The sequence below is a fragment of the Mycolicibacterium arenosum genome (assembly GCF_024320865.1).
GTDB classification, from domain to species: domain Bacteria; phylum Actinomycetota; class Actinomycetes; order Mycobacteriales; family Mycobacteriaceae; genus Mycobacterium; species Mycobacterium arenosum.
The window spans coordinates 548451-565897 of the sequence record NZ_JANDBD010000001.1; the positions used below are offsets into that span (position 1 = coordinate 548451).

At 66.2% G+C, this 17447-nt stretch carries 18 protein-coding genes; 11 read left to right on the top strand and 7 right to left on the bottom strand.

The window, feature by feature from the left end:
* Positions 1 to 10: 10 nt before the first annotated feature.
* Positions 11 to 1270: an HNH endonuclease signature motif containing protein gene (locus NM203_RS02700; RefSeq protein WP_255058058.1), complete on the top strand. Its 1260-nt coding sequence runs from the start codon at positions 11 to 13 to the stop codon at positions 1268 to 1270.
* Between the two features lies 1 nt (position 1271).
* Here NM203_RS02700 and NM203_RS02705 read toward each other — a convergent pair whose 3' ends face one another.
* Positions 1272 to 2099 (bottom strand): nitrilase-related carbon-nitrogen hydrolase, encoded by an 828-nt coding sequence (locus NM203_RS02705; RefSeq protein WP_255058059.1) that lies wholly within the window; start codon positions 2097 to 2099, stop codon positions 1272 to 1274.
* Between the two features lie 96 nt (positions 2100 to 2195).
* Between NM203_RS02705 and NM203_RS02710 the strand changes: the two genes are divergently transcribed.
* Positions 2196 to 2666, top strand: a complete 471-nt coding sequence (locus NM203_RS02710; RefSeq protein WP_255058060.1) for an Rrf2 family transcriptional regulator — start codon at positions 2196 to 2198, stop codon at positions 2664 to 2666.
* A gap of 4 nt (positions 2667 to 2670) precedes the next feature.
* On the opposite strand, the gene NM203_RS02715 is transcribed toward NM203_RS02710, so the two are convergent.
* Entirely contained in the window at positions 2671 to 3309 is a 639-nt protein-coding gene (locus tag NM203_RS02715; RefSeq protein WP_255058062.1) for a TetR/AcrR family transcriptional regulator C-terminal domain-containing protein, read from the bottom strand.
* A gap of 72 nt (positions 3310 to 3381) precedes the next feature.
* Here NM203_RS02715 and NM203_RS02720 point away from each other — a divergent pair, with 72 nt between their 5' ends.
* The 5 genes from NM203_RS02720 (at position 3382) to NM203_RS02740 (ending at position 6975) form a co-directional block, all read left to right on the top strand.
* Entirely contained in the window at positions 3382 to 4290 is a 909-nt protein-coding gene (locus NM203_RS02720) for an alpha/beta hydrolase (protein ID WP_255058063.1), read from the top strand.
* Positions 4277 to 4930, top strand: a complete 654-nt coding sequence (locus NM203_RS02725) for a maleylpyruvate isomerase family mycothiol-dependent enzyme (RefSeq protein ID WP_255058064.1) — start codon at positions 4277 to 4279, stop codon at positions 4928 to 4930. The genes NM203_RS02720 and NM203_RS02725 overlap by 14 nt, the downstream gene beginning before the upstream one ends.
* 81 nt (positions 4931 to 5011) lie before the next feature.
* On the top strand, positions 5012 to 5542 hold the full coding sequence (locus NM203_RS02730) for a GNAT family N-acetyltransferase (RefSeq protein ID WP_255058065.1): 531 nt from the start codon (positions 5012 to 5014) through the stop codon (positions 5540 to 5542).
* Positions 5543 to 5554: 12 nt separating this feature from the next.
* Positions 5555 to 6571 (top strand): nitronate monooxygenase, encoded by a 1017-nt coding sequence (locus tag NM203_RS02735; RefSeq protein ID WP_255058068.1) that lies wholly within the window; start codon positions 5555 to 5557, stop codon positions 6569 to 6571.
* A 53-nt stretch (positions 6572 to 6624) separates the two neighbouring features.
* Complete coding sequence (locus tag NM203_RS02740) at positions 6625 to 6975, top strand: hypothetical protein (protein WP_308212797.1); 351 nt, start codon at positions 6625 to 6627, stop codon at positions 6973 to 6975.
* Positions 6976 to 7052: 77 nt separating this feature from the next.
* Here the strand turns inward: NM203_RS02740 and NM203_RS02745 are convergent, their stop codons facing one another.
* The 5 genes from NM203_RS02745 to NM203_RS02765 form a co-directional block, all read right to left on the bottom strand.
* Entirely contained in the window at positions 7053 to 8564 is a 1512-nt protein-coding gene (locus NM203_RS02745; RefSeq protein WP_255058069.1) for a sensor histidine kinase, read from the bottom strand.
* Positions 8565 to 8569: 5 nt separating this feature from the next.
* The gene (locus tag NM203_RS02750; RefSeq protein WP_303624019.1) at positions 8570 to 9337 is read right to left on the bottom strand and encodes a response regulator transcription factor; all 768 of its coding nucleotides are present in this window, start codon (positions 9335 to 9337) and stop codon (positions 8570 to 8572) included.
* 66 nt (positions 9338 to 9403) lie between these two features.
* On the bottom strand, positions 9404 to 10312 hold the full coding sequence (locus NM203_RS02755; RefSeq protein ID WP_255058070.1) for a DUF4097 family beta strand repeat-containing protein: 909 nt from the start codon (positions 10310 to 10312) through the stop codon (positions 9404 to 9406).
* A 43-nt stretch (positions 10313 to 10355) separates the two neighbouring features.
* On the bottom strand, positions 10356 to 11000 hold the full coding sequence (locus NM203_RS02760) for a response regulator transcription factor (protein WP_255058071.1): 645 nt from the start codon (positions 10998 to 11000) through the stop codon (positions 10356 to 10358).
* Positions 10988 to 12310: a sensor histidine kinase gene (locus tag NM203_RS02765; protein WP_255058072.1), complete on the bottom strand. Its 1323-nt coding sequence runs from the start codon at positions 12308 to 12310 to the stop codon at positions 10988 to 10990. Before NM203_RS02765 ends, NM203_RS02760 begins: the two co-directional genes overlap by 13 nt.
* A 141-nt stretch (positions 12311 to 12451) precedes the next feature.
* Here NM203_RS02765 and NM203_RS02770 point away from each other — a divergent pair, with 141 nt between their 5' ends.
* From NM203_RS02770 to NM203_RS02785, 4 genes are all read left to right on the top strand, one after another.
* On the top strand, positions 12452 to 12880 hold the full coding sequence (locus NM203_RS02770; RefSeq protein WP_255058073.1) for a DoxX family protein: 429 nt from the start codon (positions 12452 to 12454) through the stop codon (positions 12878 to 12880).
* Between the two features lie 82 nt (positions 12881 to 12962).
* Complete coding sequence (locus NM203_RS02775) at positions 12963 to 14108, top strand: serine hydrolase domain-containing protein (RefSeq protein WP_255058074.1); 1146 nt, start codon at positions 12963 to 12965, stop codon at positions 14106 to 14108.
* Between the two features lie 265 nt (positions 14109 to 14373).
* Complete coding sequence (locus NM203_RS02780; RefSeq protein WP_255058075.1) at positions 14374 to 15207, top strand: hypothetical protein; 834 nt, start codon at positions 14374 to 14376, stop codon at positions 15205 to 15207.
* On the top strand, positions 15207 to 17429 hold the full coding sequence (locus NM203_RS02785) for a UvrD-helicase domain-containing protein (RefSeq protein WP_255058076.1): 2223 nt from the start codon (positions 15207 to 15209) through the stop codon (positions 17427 to 17429). The genes NM203_RS02780 and NM203_RS02785 overlap by 1 nt, the downstream gene beginning before the upstream one ends.
* Positions 17430 to 17447 lie beyond the last annotated feature (18 nt).

Here is a 17447-nt window from a genome sequence, read left to right on the forward strand (position 1 = left end):
GTATGGGGTCATGTCCACGGCGGCAGCGTCTTACGGGCCCGACCTCAGTCGCGGCGAGCGCCTCGACGCGTTGTTCGCCGAACTCGCCGAGATCACCGGACAGCGCAACGCGCTGGACGGCCGCATCGTCGACATCGTCGCCGAGATCGACGGCGACGGCGTCTACGGACTCTGGGGCAACACCGGGTGCCGCTCCATCGCCGCACTGGTGGCCTGGAAGACCGGCTGCTCGCCGCGCAACGCCGAGACCGTCGTCGCCGTCGCCAAACGCGCCTCCGAGTTCCCGCAGTGCACCGACGCCCTGCGCGAGGGCCGGCTCTCACTCGATCAGGTCGGCGCGATCGCCGAGAACGCCGGCGACGGCTCCGACGCCCACTACGCCCACCTCGCCCGGAGTGCGACCGTCACTCAACTGCGCACGGCGATCAGCCTGGAATCCACACCCGACAAGCCGACGCCCAAGCCGGAACCGACACGGTCGGTCACCAAGTCCGAGCACGGGGATCACACCACCTGGAAGATCACCCTCCCCAAGCTGGACGCCGCCCGGTTCGACGCCGCCCTGGGCTCGCACCGCGACGCGCTGATCGCCGACTGGAAACGCGATCACGCCGACCGCGAAACCGGGCAGACCCCGCCGATGCCCACCACCGTCGATGCGTTCATGAGCCTGGTCGACGCCGGCTGGGACGCCGACGCCGCGGCCCGCCCGCACGGCCAGCGCACCACCGTGGTCGCGCACCTCGACGTCGACAAGCCCGCCGCATCGCTGCATCTGGGGCCGCTGCTGTCCGACGAGGAGCGCCGCTACCTGCTGTGCGACGCCACCTGTGAGGTGTGGTTCGAACGCCAGGGCCGGGTGATCGGGACCGGGCGGGCCACCCGCACCGTGAACCGGCGCCTGCGCCGGGCTCTGGAGCACCGCGACCGCGGCACCTGCGTGGTCCCCGGCTGTCACGCGACCCGCGGACTGCAGGCCCATCACATCGTGCACTGGGAGGACGGCGGCCCCACCGACCTGGACAATCTGGTGCTGGTCTGCCCGTACCACCACCGCCTGCATCACCGGGGTGTCATCACGATCGGCGGTGACGCCCGCCACCTCACCGTCACCGACCGTCGCGGCCGACCCATGACCAACGCCTCGCTGGCCCGACCACCCACGACACCCCCACCCGCGGTCGCCCCCTACAAGGGGCCGACCGGCGAACGCGCCCACTGGTGGTGGTACGACCCCTTCAAGCCGAACCCACCACCGACGACCAACTAGCTCAGTCGAATAGCGCTGTGCGCCGGTACAACTCGACCCGTCGGTCGCCGAAGACGTCGTTGTTCTCGTTGAACTTCTTGATCCGGGACTCGGCCAAGTCGATATCGGCGGTGACGTTGGTGGCCGTCCCGAACTCGGCGATGGCCAGCGGGTAGCCGTCGGCGTCGGTGATCACGCTGCCGCCGATCCACTCGACGCCGCGCTCGATGCCGGTGCGATCGCACACCGCGATGGGTAGCCGGTTCACGCCGGAGTTCGCGAGTACCCGAACCATTTCGGCGGGCCGCTCGCCGGCGGGCCGGGGGAGCAGCGGCCAGTTCACCGGTGCGCAGAGCAGGTCGGCGCCCGCCAGTGCGGTAGCGCGCACCCACTCCGGGAACTCGACGTCGTAACAGACCATCACGCCGATCCGGCCGTGCTCGGTGTCGACGATGAGTGGGAGGTCGTCCGCGCGGTCGAACACCGCGTTCTCGGTATCCCAGAGATGCGTCTTGCGGTACACCCCGCGCAGTCCGGTGCGGTCGACGACGGCCGCGCTGTTGTAGACGGCGTCGCCCGCGGCTTCGGGAAACCCGGCGACGATCGTCAAGTCGAACGCCTCGGCGAGGTTCGCCCACTCCGTGATGGCCGCACCGTCGCGCGGCTCGGCCAGTGACACCAGCTCGGCTCGGTCGGCGAACACGTACCCGGACGACGCCAGCTCGGGAAGGACCACGATCTGTGCGCCGTCGCGGACGGCTTGCTCGACCGCCTCTCGGGCGGTGGCGCGGTTTCCGGTGGTGTCGCCGATGCGCAGGGGGAGCTGGCAGCAGGTGACGCGGGTGGTCATGTGTCGATGTCTACCACCCGGGCGGGCAGGAGCGGAGCGACCGGGGAATCGGGCGGTTCCCCGGTTCGCGCCCCCGTCGATGGCAGAATCCGACCCATGCGGATGTCGGCCAAGGCGGAGTACGCCGTCCGGGCCATGATCCAGCTGGCCACGGTCTCAGACGGGGAGCTGGTCAAAACAGACGACCTCGCCAAGGCGCAGGGCATCCCATCGCAGTTCCTCGTCGACATCCTCTCCGATCTGCGCACCGACCGACTCGTGCGCAGCCACCGCGGCCGCGACGGCGGCTACGCGCTGGCCAGGCCGGCCGCCGAGATCAGCATCGCCGACGTACTGCGCTGTATCGACGGGCCGTTGGCCAGCGTGCGCGACATCGGCCTCGGCGATCTCCCGTACTCCGGTCCGACGGCCGCGCTCACCGACGTGTGGCGGGCACTGCGGGCGAGCATGCGCTCGGTGCTCGAGCAGACGAGCGTCGCCGACGTCGCCGTGGGCGAACTGCCCCCGCACGTGGCCGCACTCGCCAGCGACTACCTCGGCCAGGAGGAGTCGCGCGGGCACGGGTGACTCGTCAGCGGCGTCGTCTCGCCCGAGCGGCGATGCCGTCGATGAGCATCCGGAGTCCGCCGTCGAAGTCGTCCTCGACCGATGTCGTGACCGCCACCGCCGAGAGGGCCGTGATATGCGGGTGGTCATCTCCCGCGACCGCGCCGATGCGCGCGGCGGCATGCGCGGCGCCGTCCGCGTCCCGCATCAGCGGCCCGGCGAGTTCGGCCTGCGCCGCGCCGGTCACCAGGGCGAGCACCGCGTGGAAGGCCGATAGTCTATCGCGGTCGGAGAGGCCGGCCCGGTGCAGTGCGCCCACGAGCGCATCGGCGATCGCGAAACCCGTCGCCGACGTCATCCGCCTGGTCAGCACCAGGGGAACGGCGGCGGGATGCGCGCGGACGCCGCGCCACATCGCGGTGGCGACCGCGTGCACGTCCTGCCGCCAGTCGTCCGAGGGTTCGGGCACCTCGACATCGGCGACCACGGCCGCGACGACGAGTTCCTCCAGGCCCTCCTTGTCGGCGACGTAGTTGTACATCGTCATCGGTCCGGTGCCCAGCGCCGTGGCGAGTCCGCGCATGCTCAACGCCGCAGGGCCCGACGTATCCACGATTTCCAATGCCGCGGAGGCGATTTCGTCGATGGTGAAGCGCGCTCTCACAACTCTCCCTTGACAAGTACGGTGTACGTGTTTGTAGTCTAGGCCATACGTACACCGTACCTATGGAGGGCCATGATCAACCGGCCGGGCATCCCGACCCATCGCTGCGACTTCACCAGGGGTGGGGTGCGGTGCGCCGCCTGGCTCACCGTGCCGCGCGGCGGCGGCCCGCATCCGGCGATCGTGCTCGTGCACGGTCTCGGCGCGACGCGCGACATGATGCTGCCGCAGTACGAACAGCACTTCGCCGCCGCGGGTATCGCCACCCTGGCGTTCGACTACCGCCACACCGGGGCATCCGAAGGGCAACCACGCCAACGATTCTCGTTGCGAACCCAGCAGGCCGACATCGTCGCCGCACTGGAACACGTGGCGGCGCAGCCCGGCATCGACGCCGGCCGTCTCGGACTCTGGGGAACCAGCCTCGGCGGGCTCAACGTCGTCCGCGTCGCGGCCCGTCGTCCTCAGGTCGGCGCCGCCGTCGTGCAGTGCCCGATCGTGCACGGCCCCGGCGCGGCACGCAGCCTCGGCCTGACGGGCGCCCTGCGGCTGACTCCGGCCATCGCCGCCGACGCGGTCCGTGCCGTCACCAGGCGAGGCCGAACCTACGTCCCCATCGTCGGCCCGCCGGGTGGGCACGCGGTCGTCACCGCACCCGGTGCCGAGGCGGGCTGGAACTCGACGGTGCCCGCCGGTGCGACGTTCGACAACCGGATCGCGGCCGCCGACGCGATCACGATGATCACCGCGTCGGCGTTGCGGGACGCCCGCCGCGTGGCCGCGCCGCTGCTGGTGTGCGTGTGCGACCGCGAGAATCTGATGAATCCGAAATACGCTGCGCTCGTTGCCGAACGGGCCCCGCACGGCATCACCAAGCACTATCCCTCGGATCACTTCGACATCTACCACCCGCCGTTGGTCGCCGATGTGCTGGCAGACCAGACCGCCTTCCTGATGGAGCACCTCGATGTCGGTGGGTGATCTGCTGGCGATGAATGACGCGCGGTTCCTCGACGTCGCGCGGGGGCTGAGCGTCGGCGAGTGGGCCGCGCCGAGCCTGTGCGCCGAATGGTCGAACCGCGAGGTGCTCGCCCACCTCGTGCTGGGTCGCAGCTCCCGGCTGGCGGGGCTGATGGCCGAGATGCTCAGGACGCGAGGATCCTTCGACAGCGCGAACGCGCAGCTAGCGAGCGCCTTCGCCGCCAGCCGATCGGACGCCGAACTCGTCGACGGCTTCGCCCGGTACTCGGACGGGCCGCGCGGGATCGGCCGCTACTTCCCCCGCACGCTCCTGCTCGGCGACCACGTCACCCACGAGCTCGACATCTGCTTCGCACTGGACCTCGAGCCGACGGTCGCGCCTGCGGCATTGGTCGCGGTGCTGAATGCGCAGGTGCAGGTGCCCAATCCGTTCGTCCCGGCGTTCCGCAACAGTCGGGGCGTGCGCCTCGTCGCCACCGACGTCGGCTGGGTGCACGGCAGCGGTCCGGACGTCGTCGGCAGTTCCGCGGCGATCGTCTCCGTCCTCGGCGACCGGCCGAAGGCGTTGTCCCGGCTCACCGGCGAGGGCGTGGCCGTGCTGGCGGGGCGCGTCAGCCGCCCGAGCCGTACGGCCGGGTGATGGTCTCCAGATGGTTCGGACACGGCGATCAACGTCGTGGGCGTTGCGCTGCGCTCCTCCCGCGTGGTGCAGGATGAGCTCGTGGCTGACGTCGACGTCGTGACGGGCGCTCGGGTGCGGCTGCGAGCGCCCCGCGTCGACGACGCCGACACGCTGTACGCCGAACTGGCGTCCGACCCCGAGGTCACCAGATTCCTGTCGTGGCGACCGCATCGCGACGTCACCGAGACGCGGTCCGTCATCACCGACCTCTTCAACGCCGGCGAGGATCCCACGTGGCTCGTCGAACGCGCGGACGACGGCGCATTACTCGGCTTGTGCGGATGGACCCGCACCCGGCCGAACACCGTCGAACTCGGTTACTGCCTGTCCCGTCGATGGTGGGGCAACGGCTACATGGCCGAGGTCGCGGAACTGCTCTGCCGCACGGCGGAGCGCGATCCGACCGTGTACCGCATCTCCGCCTACTGCCACGTCCACAACTCCCGGTCGGCGGGTGTGCTGCGCCGCTGCGGCCTCGCCCTCGAGGGGCGGCTGGTGCGCTACGCGGTGTTCCCGAACGTCGGTCCGGACCCCCAGGACTGCCTTCTTTTCGCCAAGGCCGTGAAGTGACAGGAGACGCCCGTGAGTGACTTCCATCTGCAGGACCTGAACGCACCGATACTCGTCGCGCCGATGGCGGGCGGTCCGTCGACCCCGGAACTCGCCGCCGCGGGCTCGAACGCCGGGGCGCTCGGGTTCGTGGCGGGCGGCTACCTCAGCGCCGATGCGTTCGGCGAGAAGCTGACCGCCGCCCGAGCACTGACCACCGGCCCGCTGGGCGCCAACCTGTTCGTGCCGGGGCCGAGCGCGGCGATACCTCAGGCGATCGACGGCTACGCGCATGATCTCGCGGGCGAGGCCGAACACTACGACGTCCGGCTCGGCGAACCGCGCTTCGACGACGACGCGTGGGCGGGCAAGATCGAGGTGGTGCTGGACCTCCGGCCCGAGGTGGTGTCCTTCACGTTCGGGTTGCCGACGGTCGGCGAATGCGGGCGGCTGCGCGACGCGGGCATCCTCACCGTGGCCACGGTGACCTCGCTCGTTGAGGCGGAGCAGGCGGCGGCCTGCGGGGTCGACGCGCTGATCGCCCAGGGGCCCGGCGCGGGCGGCCATCGCGGCACGTTCGACCCGGTCGCCGATCCCGCGTCGCAACCGCTGGCGCAACTGCTGCACGCGGTCGCCATCGGCACCGGACTGCCGGTCGTCGCCGCGGGTGGGCTGATGACGGCCGCCGACGTCGCCGACGCGCGCGCCGGGGGCGCGGTGGCCGCCCAACTCGGCACGGCGTTCCTGCTCGCCGACGAAGCGGGTAGCAGTCCCGTGCACCGGGCGGCGCTGACCGATCCCGAGTTCACCGAAACCGTGGTGACGAAGGCGTTCTCGGGCCGATTCGCCCGCGGCCTGCGCAACCGCTTCATCGTCGAGCACGAGGACCAGGCGCCGTTCGGCTACCCGGAGGTGCACTACCTGACCAGCCCGCTGCGCAAGGCCTCCGTGGCGGCGGGCGATCCGCACGCCACCAACGTGTGGGCGGGCACCGGCTTCCGGAAGGCGCGGTCCGGTTCGACGGCGGAGATCATCGCGGCGCTCACGTGAATGTGTCTTTTCTATGAGGTTTTAGAATTACTTGAGCGCGCGAATTAGCGTGGATGGTGTCGAAGAAATTCGAAGGCAACCACCCACTAACAGGAGATTCGCGCATGATGAGATTCCTCGCCGCCGCGCTCACCGCGGGCGGCATGACCGCTGTCACGCTCGGACTGGCGGACATCGCCAGCGCCGCGCCGGCTGGCCCCTCGCAGGTCGAGCAGACCGTGAGAACCCTTGAGGCCAGCGGCTACAACGTGATTGTCAACCGGTCCGGCTCGGCCCCGCTGGAGACCTGCTCCGTCTCGGCCGTCCGGCAGGGCCAGGAGCACAGTACCGTCGATTCACGCGGCGGGAGCAGTCCGGCGACCACGGTGCTATCGAAAACCGTGTACCTCGACGTGTCCTGCTGATAAACCGGATAGAAGGAGTGCGACGCGAATTTCGCGTCGCACTCCTTTCGTGCATTTCGGGCGAATTGCTGAAAATGCTATTTCGCGTGAAGTGCGAATTCCGCCGAATGCCTCTCGGCCGGCACCGGCAGCGGCAGCGGCAGCGTCATCGTGAACGTCGTGACACCGGCGGCGGACGTGGCGGCGATCGAGCCACCGTGCGCCTCGACGATCGACGCCGCGATGGCCAAGCCCAGTCCCGAGTTACCCGACTGCCGCGACCGCGACTTGTCGGCCCGGACGAACCGCTCGAACAGATGGGGCAGCAGGTCGTTCGCGATTCCGGGGCCGTCATCGCTCACCGTCAGCACCACCGACGAGTCGTCCGCGGTGATCGTCGTCGTGACCGTCGTTCCCTCCGGGGTGTGCACCCTCGCGTTGGCCAACAGGTTCGCGATCGCCTGATGCAGCTTGGCTCGATCGCCGTGCACCCACACCGGTTCGTCGGGCACCCGCGTCACCCAGAAATGGGTGGTGGCTGAGACCGCAGCGTCGTTGACGGCGTTGACCACGAGTTCGGCGACGTCGAGATCCGAGGCCTCCATGTCCTGGCCCTCGTCGATCCGCGCGAGCAACAGGAGGTCGGACACCAGCGAGTTCATCCGGGCGGACTCCGCTTCGATACGGGCGAGCGAGTACTCGGTGGTGTGCGGCAGCACGTCGCTGTCCTGACGCGTCAACTCCGCGTAGCCCTGGATCGCGGCCAACGGCGTGCGCAGTTCATGGCTCGCGTCGGTGATGAACTGGCGCATCCGGCGATCGGAGGCGGCGACGTCGGACAGCGCCCGTTCGACATGGGCGAGAAGACGATTCAACGCGTCACCGACGAGACCGACCTCGGTTCGCGGGTCGGTGTCACCTGCGGCCACGCGGGGCGTGATGGCGTACTGGTCGCGGGTGAGCGGAAGCGTGGCGACCTCGGCGGCGGTCGCGGCCACCCGGCCCAGCGGCCGCAGGGCGATGCGCACGATCGCCAGCGTGCCCAGTGCGGTGACGATGAGCGCCAGCACCGTGATCACGGCGATGGCCGTGGTGACACGCGTCGTGGCCTCGCTCGTCGGCCGCAGCGACATCGCCGTCACCAGCACCTCACCGGGCGCGCCCGGCCGGGTGGTCACCAGGTAGAGGCCGAGGTCTTCGAGCCAGTCGTCCTCGGCCTCGGCGAAGACCGTGGCGTGGCGCACCAGATCGTCGAGTGCATCCGCGGGTGGCTGCACCGTCTCGTCGCCGCCGAACATCGCGGCGTCGACGACCCTGCCGTCCACGATGCGGACCACGATGTTGCCGGGGGCCTGACCGATCAACTGGCTGAGGGGTTTGAACGCGGTCGGTGCGGGCATCTCGCCGGACGGTAACGGCGTCGCTCGGTACTTCGCGACTCCATTGGTGAATCCGTCTGCGGCCGTGTCCAATTGCGTGGACACCACGTCGTTGATGGACGATCGCAACACCATCACCGACACGGTGCCGACGATGGCGAGCACCGCCATCACCACCGCGGACACCCCGACGACCAACTGCGTGCGCAGCGGCCAGTCGCGCGCCCTCATGGCGCTCATTCGGCGGGCCGGAGCAGATAACCGACGCCGCGCACCGTGTGGATCATCGGCGGGTTGCCCGCGTCGATCTTCTTGCGCAGGTACGACACGTAGAGGTCGACGATGCTCGACTTGCCGCCGAAGTCGTAGTTCCAGACGCGATCCAGGATCTCCTGGCGCCCGACGGCGCGCTTGGCGTGCCGCATGAGGTAGCGCAGGAGCTCGAATTCGGTTGAGCTCAGGGCGATCTCCTCGCCCGCCCTGGTGACGGTCCGGCTCGCGGAGACCAGTTCCAGGTCACCAACCCTCAGCGTCTCCTCGGAGGCGGGCGTCAGGTACGCGGAGCGCCGCAGCAGACCCCGCAGCCGGGCGACCAGTTCCTCGAGGCTGAACGGCTTGGTCATGTAGTCGTCGCCGCCCGACGTCAGCCCGACGACGCGGTCGTGCACCGAGTCGCGCGCTGTCAGGAACAGAATCGGCGTGTAGCCCTCGTCGGCGCGCAGTCGCTCGAGCACCCCATACCCGTCCATGTCGGGCAGCATGATGTCGAGCACCACGACGTCCGGGGGGTTCGCCCGGTACTTCTCGATGGCCTCGGCCGCGTCGTGAGCGACGTCGATGTCCCAGCCCTCGTACTGCAGCGCCATCCGGACCAGGTTGGTGAGGGCGCGCTCGTCGTCGACCAGCAGCGCCCGGATGGGCGAGCCGTCGGCCCGGTACATTCGCGGCAGTTTGCCGAGCACCGCGCGGCGGGGTGCGGAGTCGCCGACCTGCAATGTCGTCATCCCCACATTCTGCCGGGTCGGCCGCCGGCACTCGGCGTACTCATAGCCGGCTCACATGTACCGGGCTCAGGGATGCCTGCGATGGTCGCCGCCGGTGAGCGGCGACACGGTGACGGACCCGTCGTCGGAGCGTGCGGTCACCTCGGCGACGGCCCGCTTCGGATCGGTCGTCTGAGGCACCGTCACCGTCGACTCGGACGCCGAGTCGGTGCGCACCAGATACGGCCCGCTGGCGGGCAACTCGAGCGCGACGTCGCCGTTGTTGGTGGTCGCCTCGATGGTCCGCGGTGCGGCGTCGGCGAAGTCGACCACCATGTCACCGTCGACGGTCTCGGCGGTGAACGACTCGGTCACCGAGATCGGCTCGCGGGTCACGACGCTGCCGTTCTCGTTGTGCACTTCGATGCGCCGCGCGTCCCCGCTGAGGATGACCGCGCCGTCGGTGCCGTGGGCGATCAACTCGTCGACGTCAGCCTGCGCGAGCAGCACGCCGGCGTCCTGCCGGACGGTGATGGAGATGTCCCTGGCCAGCGCGGGCGGCAGCGTCACCGTGATCTGCCCGGTGCGCGACCACCGCATGAACCCGGCGGTCTCACCGCTGACCGTGACGGTGGCCGTGCGGCCGTTCTGCGCGATGGCCAGCGCCTGCTCGCCCGAGCGCACCGAGTTGACCATCCGCATCGAGACCCTGGGCTCGGTCGCGTCGCGGTCGGTGGTGAGCGTGACGGCGGCGGGCACCTCGGCGGTGTCGATGACCAGTGCGCGGAGGTCGGCGGGCAGCGACTGCTCGTCGGCGATGACGCGGAACCTGCTGAGGCCGACAGCCGAGAGGCTCAGCGCGATCACGGATCCCCCGACCAGCACGACGGCCGCGATCACGACCAGCGCGCGCAGGGCGCTGCGGCCGCCCGGTGTCAGTGCCGGTGGCCCCGGCTCGGTGGGCGGTGCGGGTGGCGGCGGGGTGAGGGTGGTCATGAGTGGTCCTCTCGAGGATTCGATCGAGTTCGGTTCGGCTGGTTCAGGATTCGAGATAGCGCAGCACCGCGAGAACGCGGCGGTTCTCGCTCTCGTCGGGCGCTAGATCCAACTTCGCGAAGATCGAGGCGATGTGCTTCTCCGCGGAGCCGACCGACATGTGCAGCGCCGCGGCGATGGCGGAGTTCGCCTTGCCCTCCGCCATCAGCTGCAGCACCTCCCGCTCGCGCGGCGTGAGCTGCTCGAGCACGGACCTGCGCCGCGAGCGGACGAGGATCTGCGATACGACCTCGGGGTCGAGGACCGTGCCGCCACCACCCACCACATCCACCGCGTCGAGGAAGGCGGGCACGTCGGCGACGCGATCCTTCAGCAGGTAGCCGAAACCCCTGGTGTCCGAGGCGATCAGGTCGGCCGCGTAGCGCTCCTCGACGTAGTGCGACAGCACCAGCACGGGCGACTCGGGATTCTGGCTGCGCAGCAGTGCCGCAGCGCGGATCCCCTCGTCGGTGAACGTCGGGGGCATCCGCACGTCGAGGATCGCCAGATCGGGCCGGAGTTCGTTGACGAGGCGCAGCAGGTCGGTCGCGTCGGACACGCCCGCCACCACGTCGTGACCCGAGTCGGTGAGGATCCGCTCGATACCCGCCCGCAGCAGCGCCGAGTCCTCGGCGATCACGATGCGCATGGCAGCACCGCCGTCACGATCGTCGGGCCGGTGGTGGGACTGGACACGGTGAACGTGCCACGGGCCGACCGCACCCGGTCCTCGAGGCCACGCAGTCCCGTGGCTTCGCTCGCCTCGGCATCGGTGATGACTGCGGCGCCGCCGACGCCGTCGTCGAACACCGAGACGTGCAGCGTCTCCGACGGCGGATCGAACCGAACGGTGACGACGGCCTGGGTGGCGTTCGCGTGTTTCGCGACGTTGGTCAGTGCTTCGGCGACCACGAAGTAGGCGACCGACTCGACCTCGTCCGGGAGCCGTTGCGGCAGCTGAACGTTGAGGGTGGTCGGCACTCCCGAGGTCTCGATGCGCTGCACCACCGAGGACAGCGCGGCGTCCAGCCCGCGATCGGACAGGATGGTGGGGGCGATACCCCGCACCACGTTTCGCAGCTCAAGCAGTGCGCTCTTGGCGTCGTCGTGCGCCTCGGCGATCAGCTTCTTCGCCTGTGGCAGATCGTTGTCCAGCTTCGTCTGCGCGAGCCCGATGGTCATCGCGAGGGACACCAGTCGCGGTTGCACGCTGTCGTGCAGGTCGCGCTCGATGCGGTGCCGCTCGGTCTGCGCCGACGAGACGGCGCCCTCCCGTGCGTCGCTCAGGGCGCTGACCTGATGCTGCAGTGCCGCGGTCGGCGACCCGGACAGCAGCCATCGGTCGATCGGGGCGTCGACGGCGGGGGCGAACACGATGATCGCGATCGCGGCGGCCACCGCGACGACGGCGAGGACGAACGCGAGGCCGGGGGAGATGAAGGACAGGCCGGCTTCGGCGTCGCTGTTGTCGAGCGCGATCGCGGCGGCCGGGCCGATGAACGCGAAGACGAGCAGGGCGAACGCGACGCCGGTGGCGAGCACGTCGTACGTCATCCGCAGGTAGTGGTGGGCGCAGGCCTTCCAGAAGCGCGCGCTGCTGACGTCGAGCCAGAGTTGGTGCGCCCATCGTTGGAAGCCCTGGTAGTGCGACAGCCTGCGCGGCGGGACCGCGATCCCGAAGCCGAACACCGCCTCGCTGCGCACCCGTTCGAGCCACTCGACGCCGCGCATCAGGTAGATGAAGACGACGCCCGCGAGCAGGAAGCCGATGACCGACGGGATCGACGAGATCGCGATGACGAGGATCGCCAGCGGAATCCAGAACCACACCACCGCGATCGCGGCGCCGGTGATCATCGACGCGCTCGGAACGAGGCCGATCGGACGGGAACGGGACGGGGCGTCGTCGGGTGCGTCCACTGGTGGGGCGACGACGACGTCAGGGGTAACGGCAACCATGGGTCTCAACCTAGGGACTCGTGACGGCCGCCGACACGACGTTTCCCCGCCGATCCTGCGGGGGATAACCCCCGCCCGATGAGTTCTCCCGCCACCGGCGGTCTGCCCGGTATCCGTTCACCACCAACGACAGGAACCGACATGACCGTCACCTCGCACACCGCAGGCACCGCCGTCGACGGAGCCACCAAGCGCACGCTCGCCAACAAGGTCGGCATCGCCATCAGCGTGTTGATCGGCGCCTTCCTGGCATTCGACGCGGTCGGCAAGTTCATGCTCCCCGAGGCCGTCGCCGACGGCACGGCGGCACTCGGCTTCCCGGTGCACCTGGCCCTGGTGATGGGCATCGTGCTGGCCGTCTGCGTCGTCGTCTACGCGGTGCCGCGCACCGCGGTCCTCGGCGCGCTGGGCCTGACCGCCTACCTCGGCGGCGCCGTCACAGCCAACATGCGCATCGAGGCGCCGCTGCTGACCCACACGCTGTTCGCCGTGTTCTTCGGTGTGCTGATGTGGGTCGGCCTGGTGCTGCGCCGCCCGGAACTGCTGAAGGTCGCGGGCTTGACCCGCTGATCTACCCGGGAGCGATCAGTTCCAGCGCGATGTTGTCCGGATCGCCGTGCCGCCCGCACTGGCGGCTGTCAAGATCGGCATCATGATCCGCAGATGTCTCGCCGTCGTCGGCGTTCTCGGCGTCCTCGTCGCGTGCGCACCGCTCGCGTCGGCGGAGCCGACTCTCGAACAGCGTCTCGATGCCGCCGTCACGGCGAAGCTCGCCGAGATGAGCGCGCCGGGGGTGATCGTCGGTATCTCGGTGCCCGGCGACATCGACTACGTGCGGGCGTTAGGTACCGCGGACACCGCGACCGGCGCGCCCATCTCGGTCGACGACCACATGCGCATCGGCAGCGTCACCAAGACCTTCACGGGGACCGCGGTTCTGCAGCTCGTCGACCAGGGCCGAATCAGCCTGTTGGACCCCATCTCCCGCTACGTCGACGGAGTCCCCGACGGCGACGCGATCACACTCGACATGCTCGGCAGGATGCGCAGCGGGCTGTTCGACTACACCAAGGACCAGGACGCGTTCCTCGGGCCGGCGTACACCGAGTCTCCGAAGGGCCCGGACGCATTCGCGTTCACCCCGCAGCGAATCCTCGACATCGCCTTCGCGCATCCACCGAACTTCGCGCCGGGCGTGGAGTACGAGTACTCCAACACCAACACGGTGCTGCTGGCCATGGTGGTCGAGCGGGTGTCCGGTACGGCGTTCGGCGACTACCTGGCGCAGTACGTGTTCGGCGCGGCGGGGCTGACCCGGACGAGCTACCCGTCCAACGGCGCGATGCCGGAACCGTTCGCCCACGGGTACACGCCGGCTCCAGACGGCCGCGTGCTCGACGCCACCTTCTGGAATCCGTCCTGGGGTGACGCGGCGGGCCGGATCGTTTCCACCTACGCCGACCAGCGCATCTGGGCGTCCGTGCTCGGCACCGGTGCCCTGCTGTCGCCGGCCACACAGGCCGCACGGCTGTCAAACATGTCGAGCGTCATCCCCGACGTCGGGTACGGGTTCGCGATCTTCAACGCGCACGGCTGGATCGGGCACAACGGCGACATTCCCGGCTACACGACGGTGACGGTGTACCTGCCCGAACGTGACGCGACGCTGGTCGTCATGGTGAACTCCGATGCCCCCGAACCGCATTCGGCGGGGCAGATCGCCACCGCGGTCACTCAGCTCGTCACCCCGGAGCACGTCTACCGGCTCGCCGGTGTTGCACCGACCGCGGGGAACTGAGCCACCCGGCGGCCCGGCCGTGCCAGAATCCCGAGAGCTATGCATACCGAACTTCTCTAGTGCGGCACGAAAGACGTCGCAGTTGATCATGTGTCTGCCGCTGATTCTTCGTAGATGCCGGGAACACGCTTAACAAAGTCCGTGCTAACGCAAAGCTTTGCTGCTAGTTTCGCGAATCAAGGTATTGCTCCGCAAAGTTCAAGGTCGGTCGAGCAACTAAGTGCCGGGGGGGTAAGTGTCGGTTCCGGAATGCGACGAAGACATCGTGGGAGGCGATCTGCGTCAAGGGGACGTCATCCGACCAGTCAACGCGACCAGTGACCACTGGGAGGGGCCGGCAATTGTCATTACCGCGGACTGTGATCTCGCCAACAACAAGCATGGCGGTCGAATCAGCTGCGTCCCGGTGCTACCGCTATCTGTGTACCTGCACCTCTTCTACCTGCCGCCTCGATTACAGCGGCTGCAGCTAGCGACGCGGTCGCGTGCGGGTGACTTGGTTCGTACTCACCAAAAGCAGCTGCCTGAATACGACGAGCCCATATCGGATGATCGAGTGATTTCATGGGTTGCCGAAACGTCAGCCCAGGCCGTTGCCACTACATTCTCGATGACAAAGGAAAATACCGCCGCCTTGGGTGCATATGCCTCGTCGTATTTTCGTTTGGAGAGATCGGTGCGGGAGAAGTTCATGGACGCTGCCGAAGCCCTAATTGAGTCGCAGGTACTTCTGGGTCATCATAAGTCTGAATCTAACTCACGAAGAGCTTTCGGGAAAGATTTACGGAGTTTTTTAGCAAGCCTTCCTGGCGACGCGATGTTTCTAAACTCACTAAGCACGGACCTTAACCAAGGATACGTTTGTTATCTTCGTGTACTACGCGAAGTTTCTATTCATGAAATTGCTACACGTGCAATTATGCGCCCATTTAACGTGAAGTTCGAAAGGGTATCGCGCCTACGGGCACCATATGTCTACGCTCTTTCGCAGCGTTTAGGGAATGTCTTCAGCGCGATCGGGTTGCCCGAAGAGTATGAGATAGGCAGACAGAAACATAGTGACGCTCTCGCCGAATTGATCTCCAGAGTGGAGGATTGATGCTTCTAGTCGCCACAGAGTCAGCTCTTAAAGAGATCGTCGCAAGTGGAGCGACGATCTCAGATATGGACGAAAAATCTGAACTTCACCCAGATCTAACGTGTCTTACCCATAACGAAGCCATCATAATATTGCATCGCGGTGATGATGAGACCTCTAAACGGATATTTTTCGCTGTTCCGCAAACACTCATAGAATTTGGCGGAAGGGTTGAGCCCGCTGAGGCGCTTGTGCTCGAGCGCTTACTTTCCTTTTTGGCAAGGCTAACCGCCAAGAAGATCGTGACGCCTCCAAGTTGGAACCAGGAAAACCACGGATCATATATCACGTTTTACGCCGCCAGTAGGGACAAAATATTCGGATCCCCACGCTGGCTTAGCGAGGTGAAAACGCAGAAAGATGTGTGCTTGTGGGAGCTATTCGATGCTGGTCAGCAAATTGATTTTAAGGGATACTCTCCACCAAATGATAAGTACGATCGTATTACGACCTCTTGGCATCGATTACTAGATCGAGCGCGATCGCAGTTTGGACCAGCGCAAAGCGCGGGACCTCAGGTCGAGGTCGAACTGAGTAAACCGCGATTCGCCGATGTAACGCAAGATCTAAAGTTCTCCGGCTGGATGAAGCGATTAACCCATGGGCAGCGAATCTTTGTGACTCAAAGTCCCCAACATTCGATCAAGCTCCGTGGGCCGGCAGGTAGCGGCAAAACGCTCACTCTCATACTCAAAGCGATGAACGAATTGCGGCGTTCACGCGAATCTGGCGACAGCATCCAGATTTTAGTGATCACACATACGTGGGCTTTGGCGGGTGAGATTGACGAAATGATAGCCCGACTCAGCGAGCAGGGCGAAGCAGAATCTATTACCGTGTTACCGCTGGTTGCAGTCGCCCAAGAGATTCTTCCACACGATTTGTGGGACGATAGTCTGGAAGTAGTAGGCGACGACTCATTAAGTGGTAAAGAGGCTCAGCTCGAAGTAATCGAAGAGATTCTTGACCGTTTTTGTCGAGGTGACTGGTTGACTTTCACGGAAACCGTTAGCGACGAGCTGAGAGCACGAATCGAATCAGCCGACATTTCGGAGCGCCGCGCGCTTGTATGGGATCTGATGATCGAGTTCAGCTGTGTGTTCGGGGCAGATGGGATTTTTCCGAACACATTGGATGCTGAGTCACGTTATCTGCGGCTTGCTCGTGTTCCGTGGATGATGCCACTTAGTGGGGATCAAGATAAGCGGCTAGTATTGTATCTGTATCGAAAATTCTTCAACGAGTTCGATGCGCAGGGTAAGGCCACGTCTGATCAGCTGGTGAATGAACTACTAAACTACTTTGAGTCGATGGTATGGAATCGTCGCCGGACGTTGCGTGGTTACGATGAGATATATGTTGACGAATTTCACCTTTTTAACGCGCAAGAGCGCCAGATGCTTAAGTATATGACCAGATCAACGATGGACCTGCCGCGGATATTTATGGCTCTGGACCCCCGGCAGTCTCCGTGGGAGTCCTATGTACGATCAGAGGAAACTACCCCCTCGTCAACTGTTAGGTCCGACGATCCATTGAATGATGTTTCGGCAGTAGATTTAATTGATGTTCATCGTTATACACCCCAAATTTTAAATCTTGTGAAGCACATCCATCTTGAATACCCTAACCTCGACCTTGGGGCAGATTGGCAAATGTCGTTTTCGGACATAACTTCTTCTGCTGAAGACGGTTCTGTTCCGCTGGTTGTTACTTGTGGCACTAGAGGGGCTGAAGGCAACGAGATCTATAGTCGTATCAGTGCATTGGGTCCCACGGTGCAAGCGGCAATTGCGATTGTCGACGAGAAGCAACTCGGTCAATACACCTTCATTGCGGAAGGCCTCTCACAGCGCGGCTTCAAGACTAAGGTTTTGACGAGTCGGGACGACGTAAATGCAGTGCAGTATCGCCGGCGTGGGGTAGTGCTGGCTCCTGCGGAGTACCTAGCGGGTCTGCAATTCGAAACGGTTTTCATCGGAGGGTTGCCCGAGTTCTCCGTCGGCGTCGTAAACCAAAGCTACCGTCGTCGGAGGGCCTTGTCGATGCTGTACGTTGCTGTAACTCGAGCATCGCGGACAATCGAACTTTTTGTGAATGATGACAACGGAGGAATGCCGCACCTGCTGCGGACAGCTCAAGATAGACAAATTGTGAGAGTCGTTGAGGGCCCCCGCGTGTAACCCTTCGAGTCTGATCCC

Bases quoted from the DNA above. Each gene is read 5' to 3' on its own strand.
- NM203_RS02700 (WP_255058058.1), top strand. From the start codon at position 11: ATGTCCACGGCGGCAGCGTCTTACGGGCCCGACCTCAGTCGCGGCGAG.
- NM203_RS02705 (WP_255058059.1), bottom strand. From the start codon at position 2,099: ATGACCACCCGCGTCACCTGCTGCCAGCTCCCCCTGCGCATCGGCGAC.
- NM203_RS02710 (WP_255058060.1), top strand. From the start codon at position 2,196: ATGCGGATGTCGGCCAAGGCGGAGTACGCCGTCCGGGCCATGATCCAG.
- NM203_RS02720 (WP_255058063.1), top strand. From the start codon at position 3,382: ATGATCAACCGGCCGGGCATCCCGACCCATCGCTGCGACTTCACCAGG.
- NM203_RS02725 (WP_255058064.1), top strand. From the start codon at position 4,277: ATGTCGGTGGGTGATCTGCTGGCGATGAATGACGCGCGGTTCCTCGAC.
- NM203_RS02740 (WP_308212797.1), top strand. From the start codon at position 6,625: ATGGTGTCGAAGAAATTCGAAGGCAACCACCCACTAACAGGAGATTCG.
- NM203_RS02745 (WP_255058069.1), bottom strand. From the start codon at position 8,564: ATGAGGGCGCGCGACTGGCCGCTGCGCACGCAGTTGGTCGTCGGGGTG.
- NM203_RS02750 (WP_303624019.1), bottom strand. From the start codon at position 9,337: ATGACGACATTGCAGGTCGGCGACTCCGCACCCCGCCGCGCGGTGCTC.
- NM203_RS02755 (WP_255058070.1), bottom strand. From the start codon at position 10,312: ATGACCACCCTCACCCCGCCGCCACCCGCACCGCCCACCGAGCCGGGG.
- NM203_RS02760 (WP_255058071.1), bottom strand. From the start codon at position 11,000: ATGCGCATCGTGATCGCCGAGGACTCGGCGCTGCTGCGGGCGGGTATC.
- NM203_RS02765 (WP_255058072.1), bottom strand. From the start codon at position 12,310: ATGGTTGCCGTTACCCCTGACGTCGTCGTCGCCCCACCAGTGGACGCA.
- NM203_RS02770 (WP_255058073.1), top strand. From the start codon at position 12,452: ATGACCGTCACCTCGCACACCGCAGGCACCGCCGTCGACGGAGCCACC.
- NM203_RS02775 (WP_255058074.1), top strand. From the start codon at position 12,963: ATGATCCGCAGATGTCTCGCCGTCGTCGGCGTTCTCGGCGTCCTCGTC.
- NM203_RS02785 (WP_255058076.1), top strand. From the start codon at position 15,207: ATGCTTCTAGTCGCCACAGAGTCAGCTCTTAAAGAGATCGTCGCAAGT.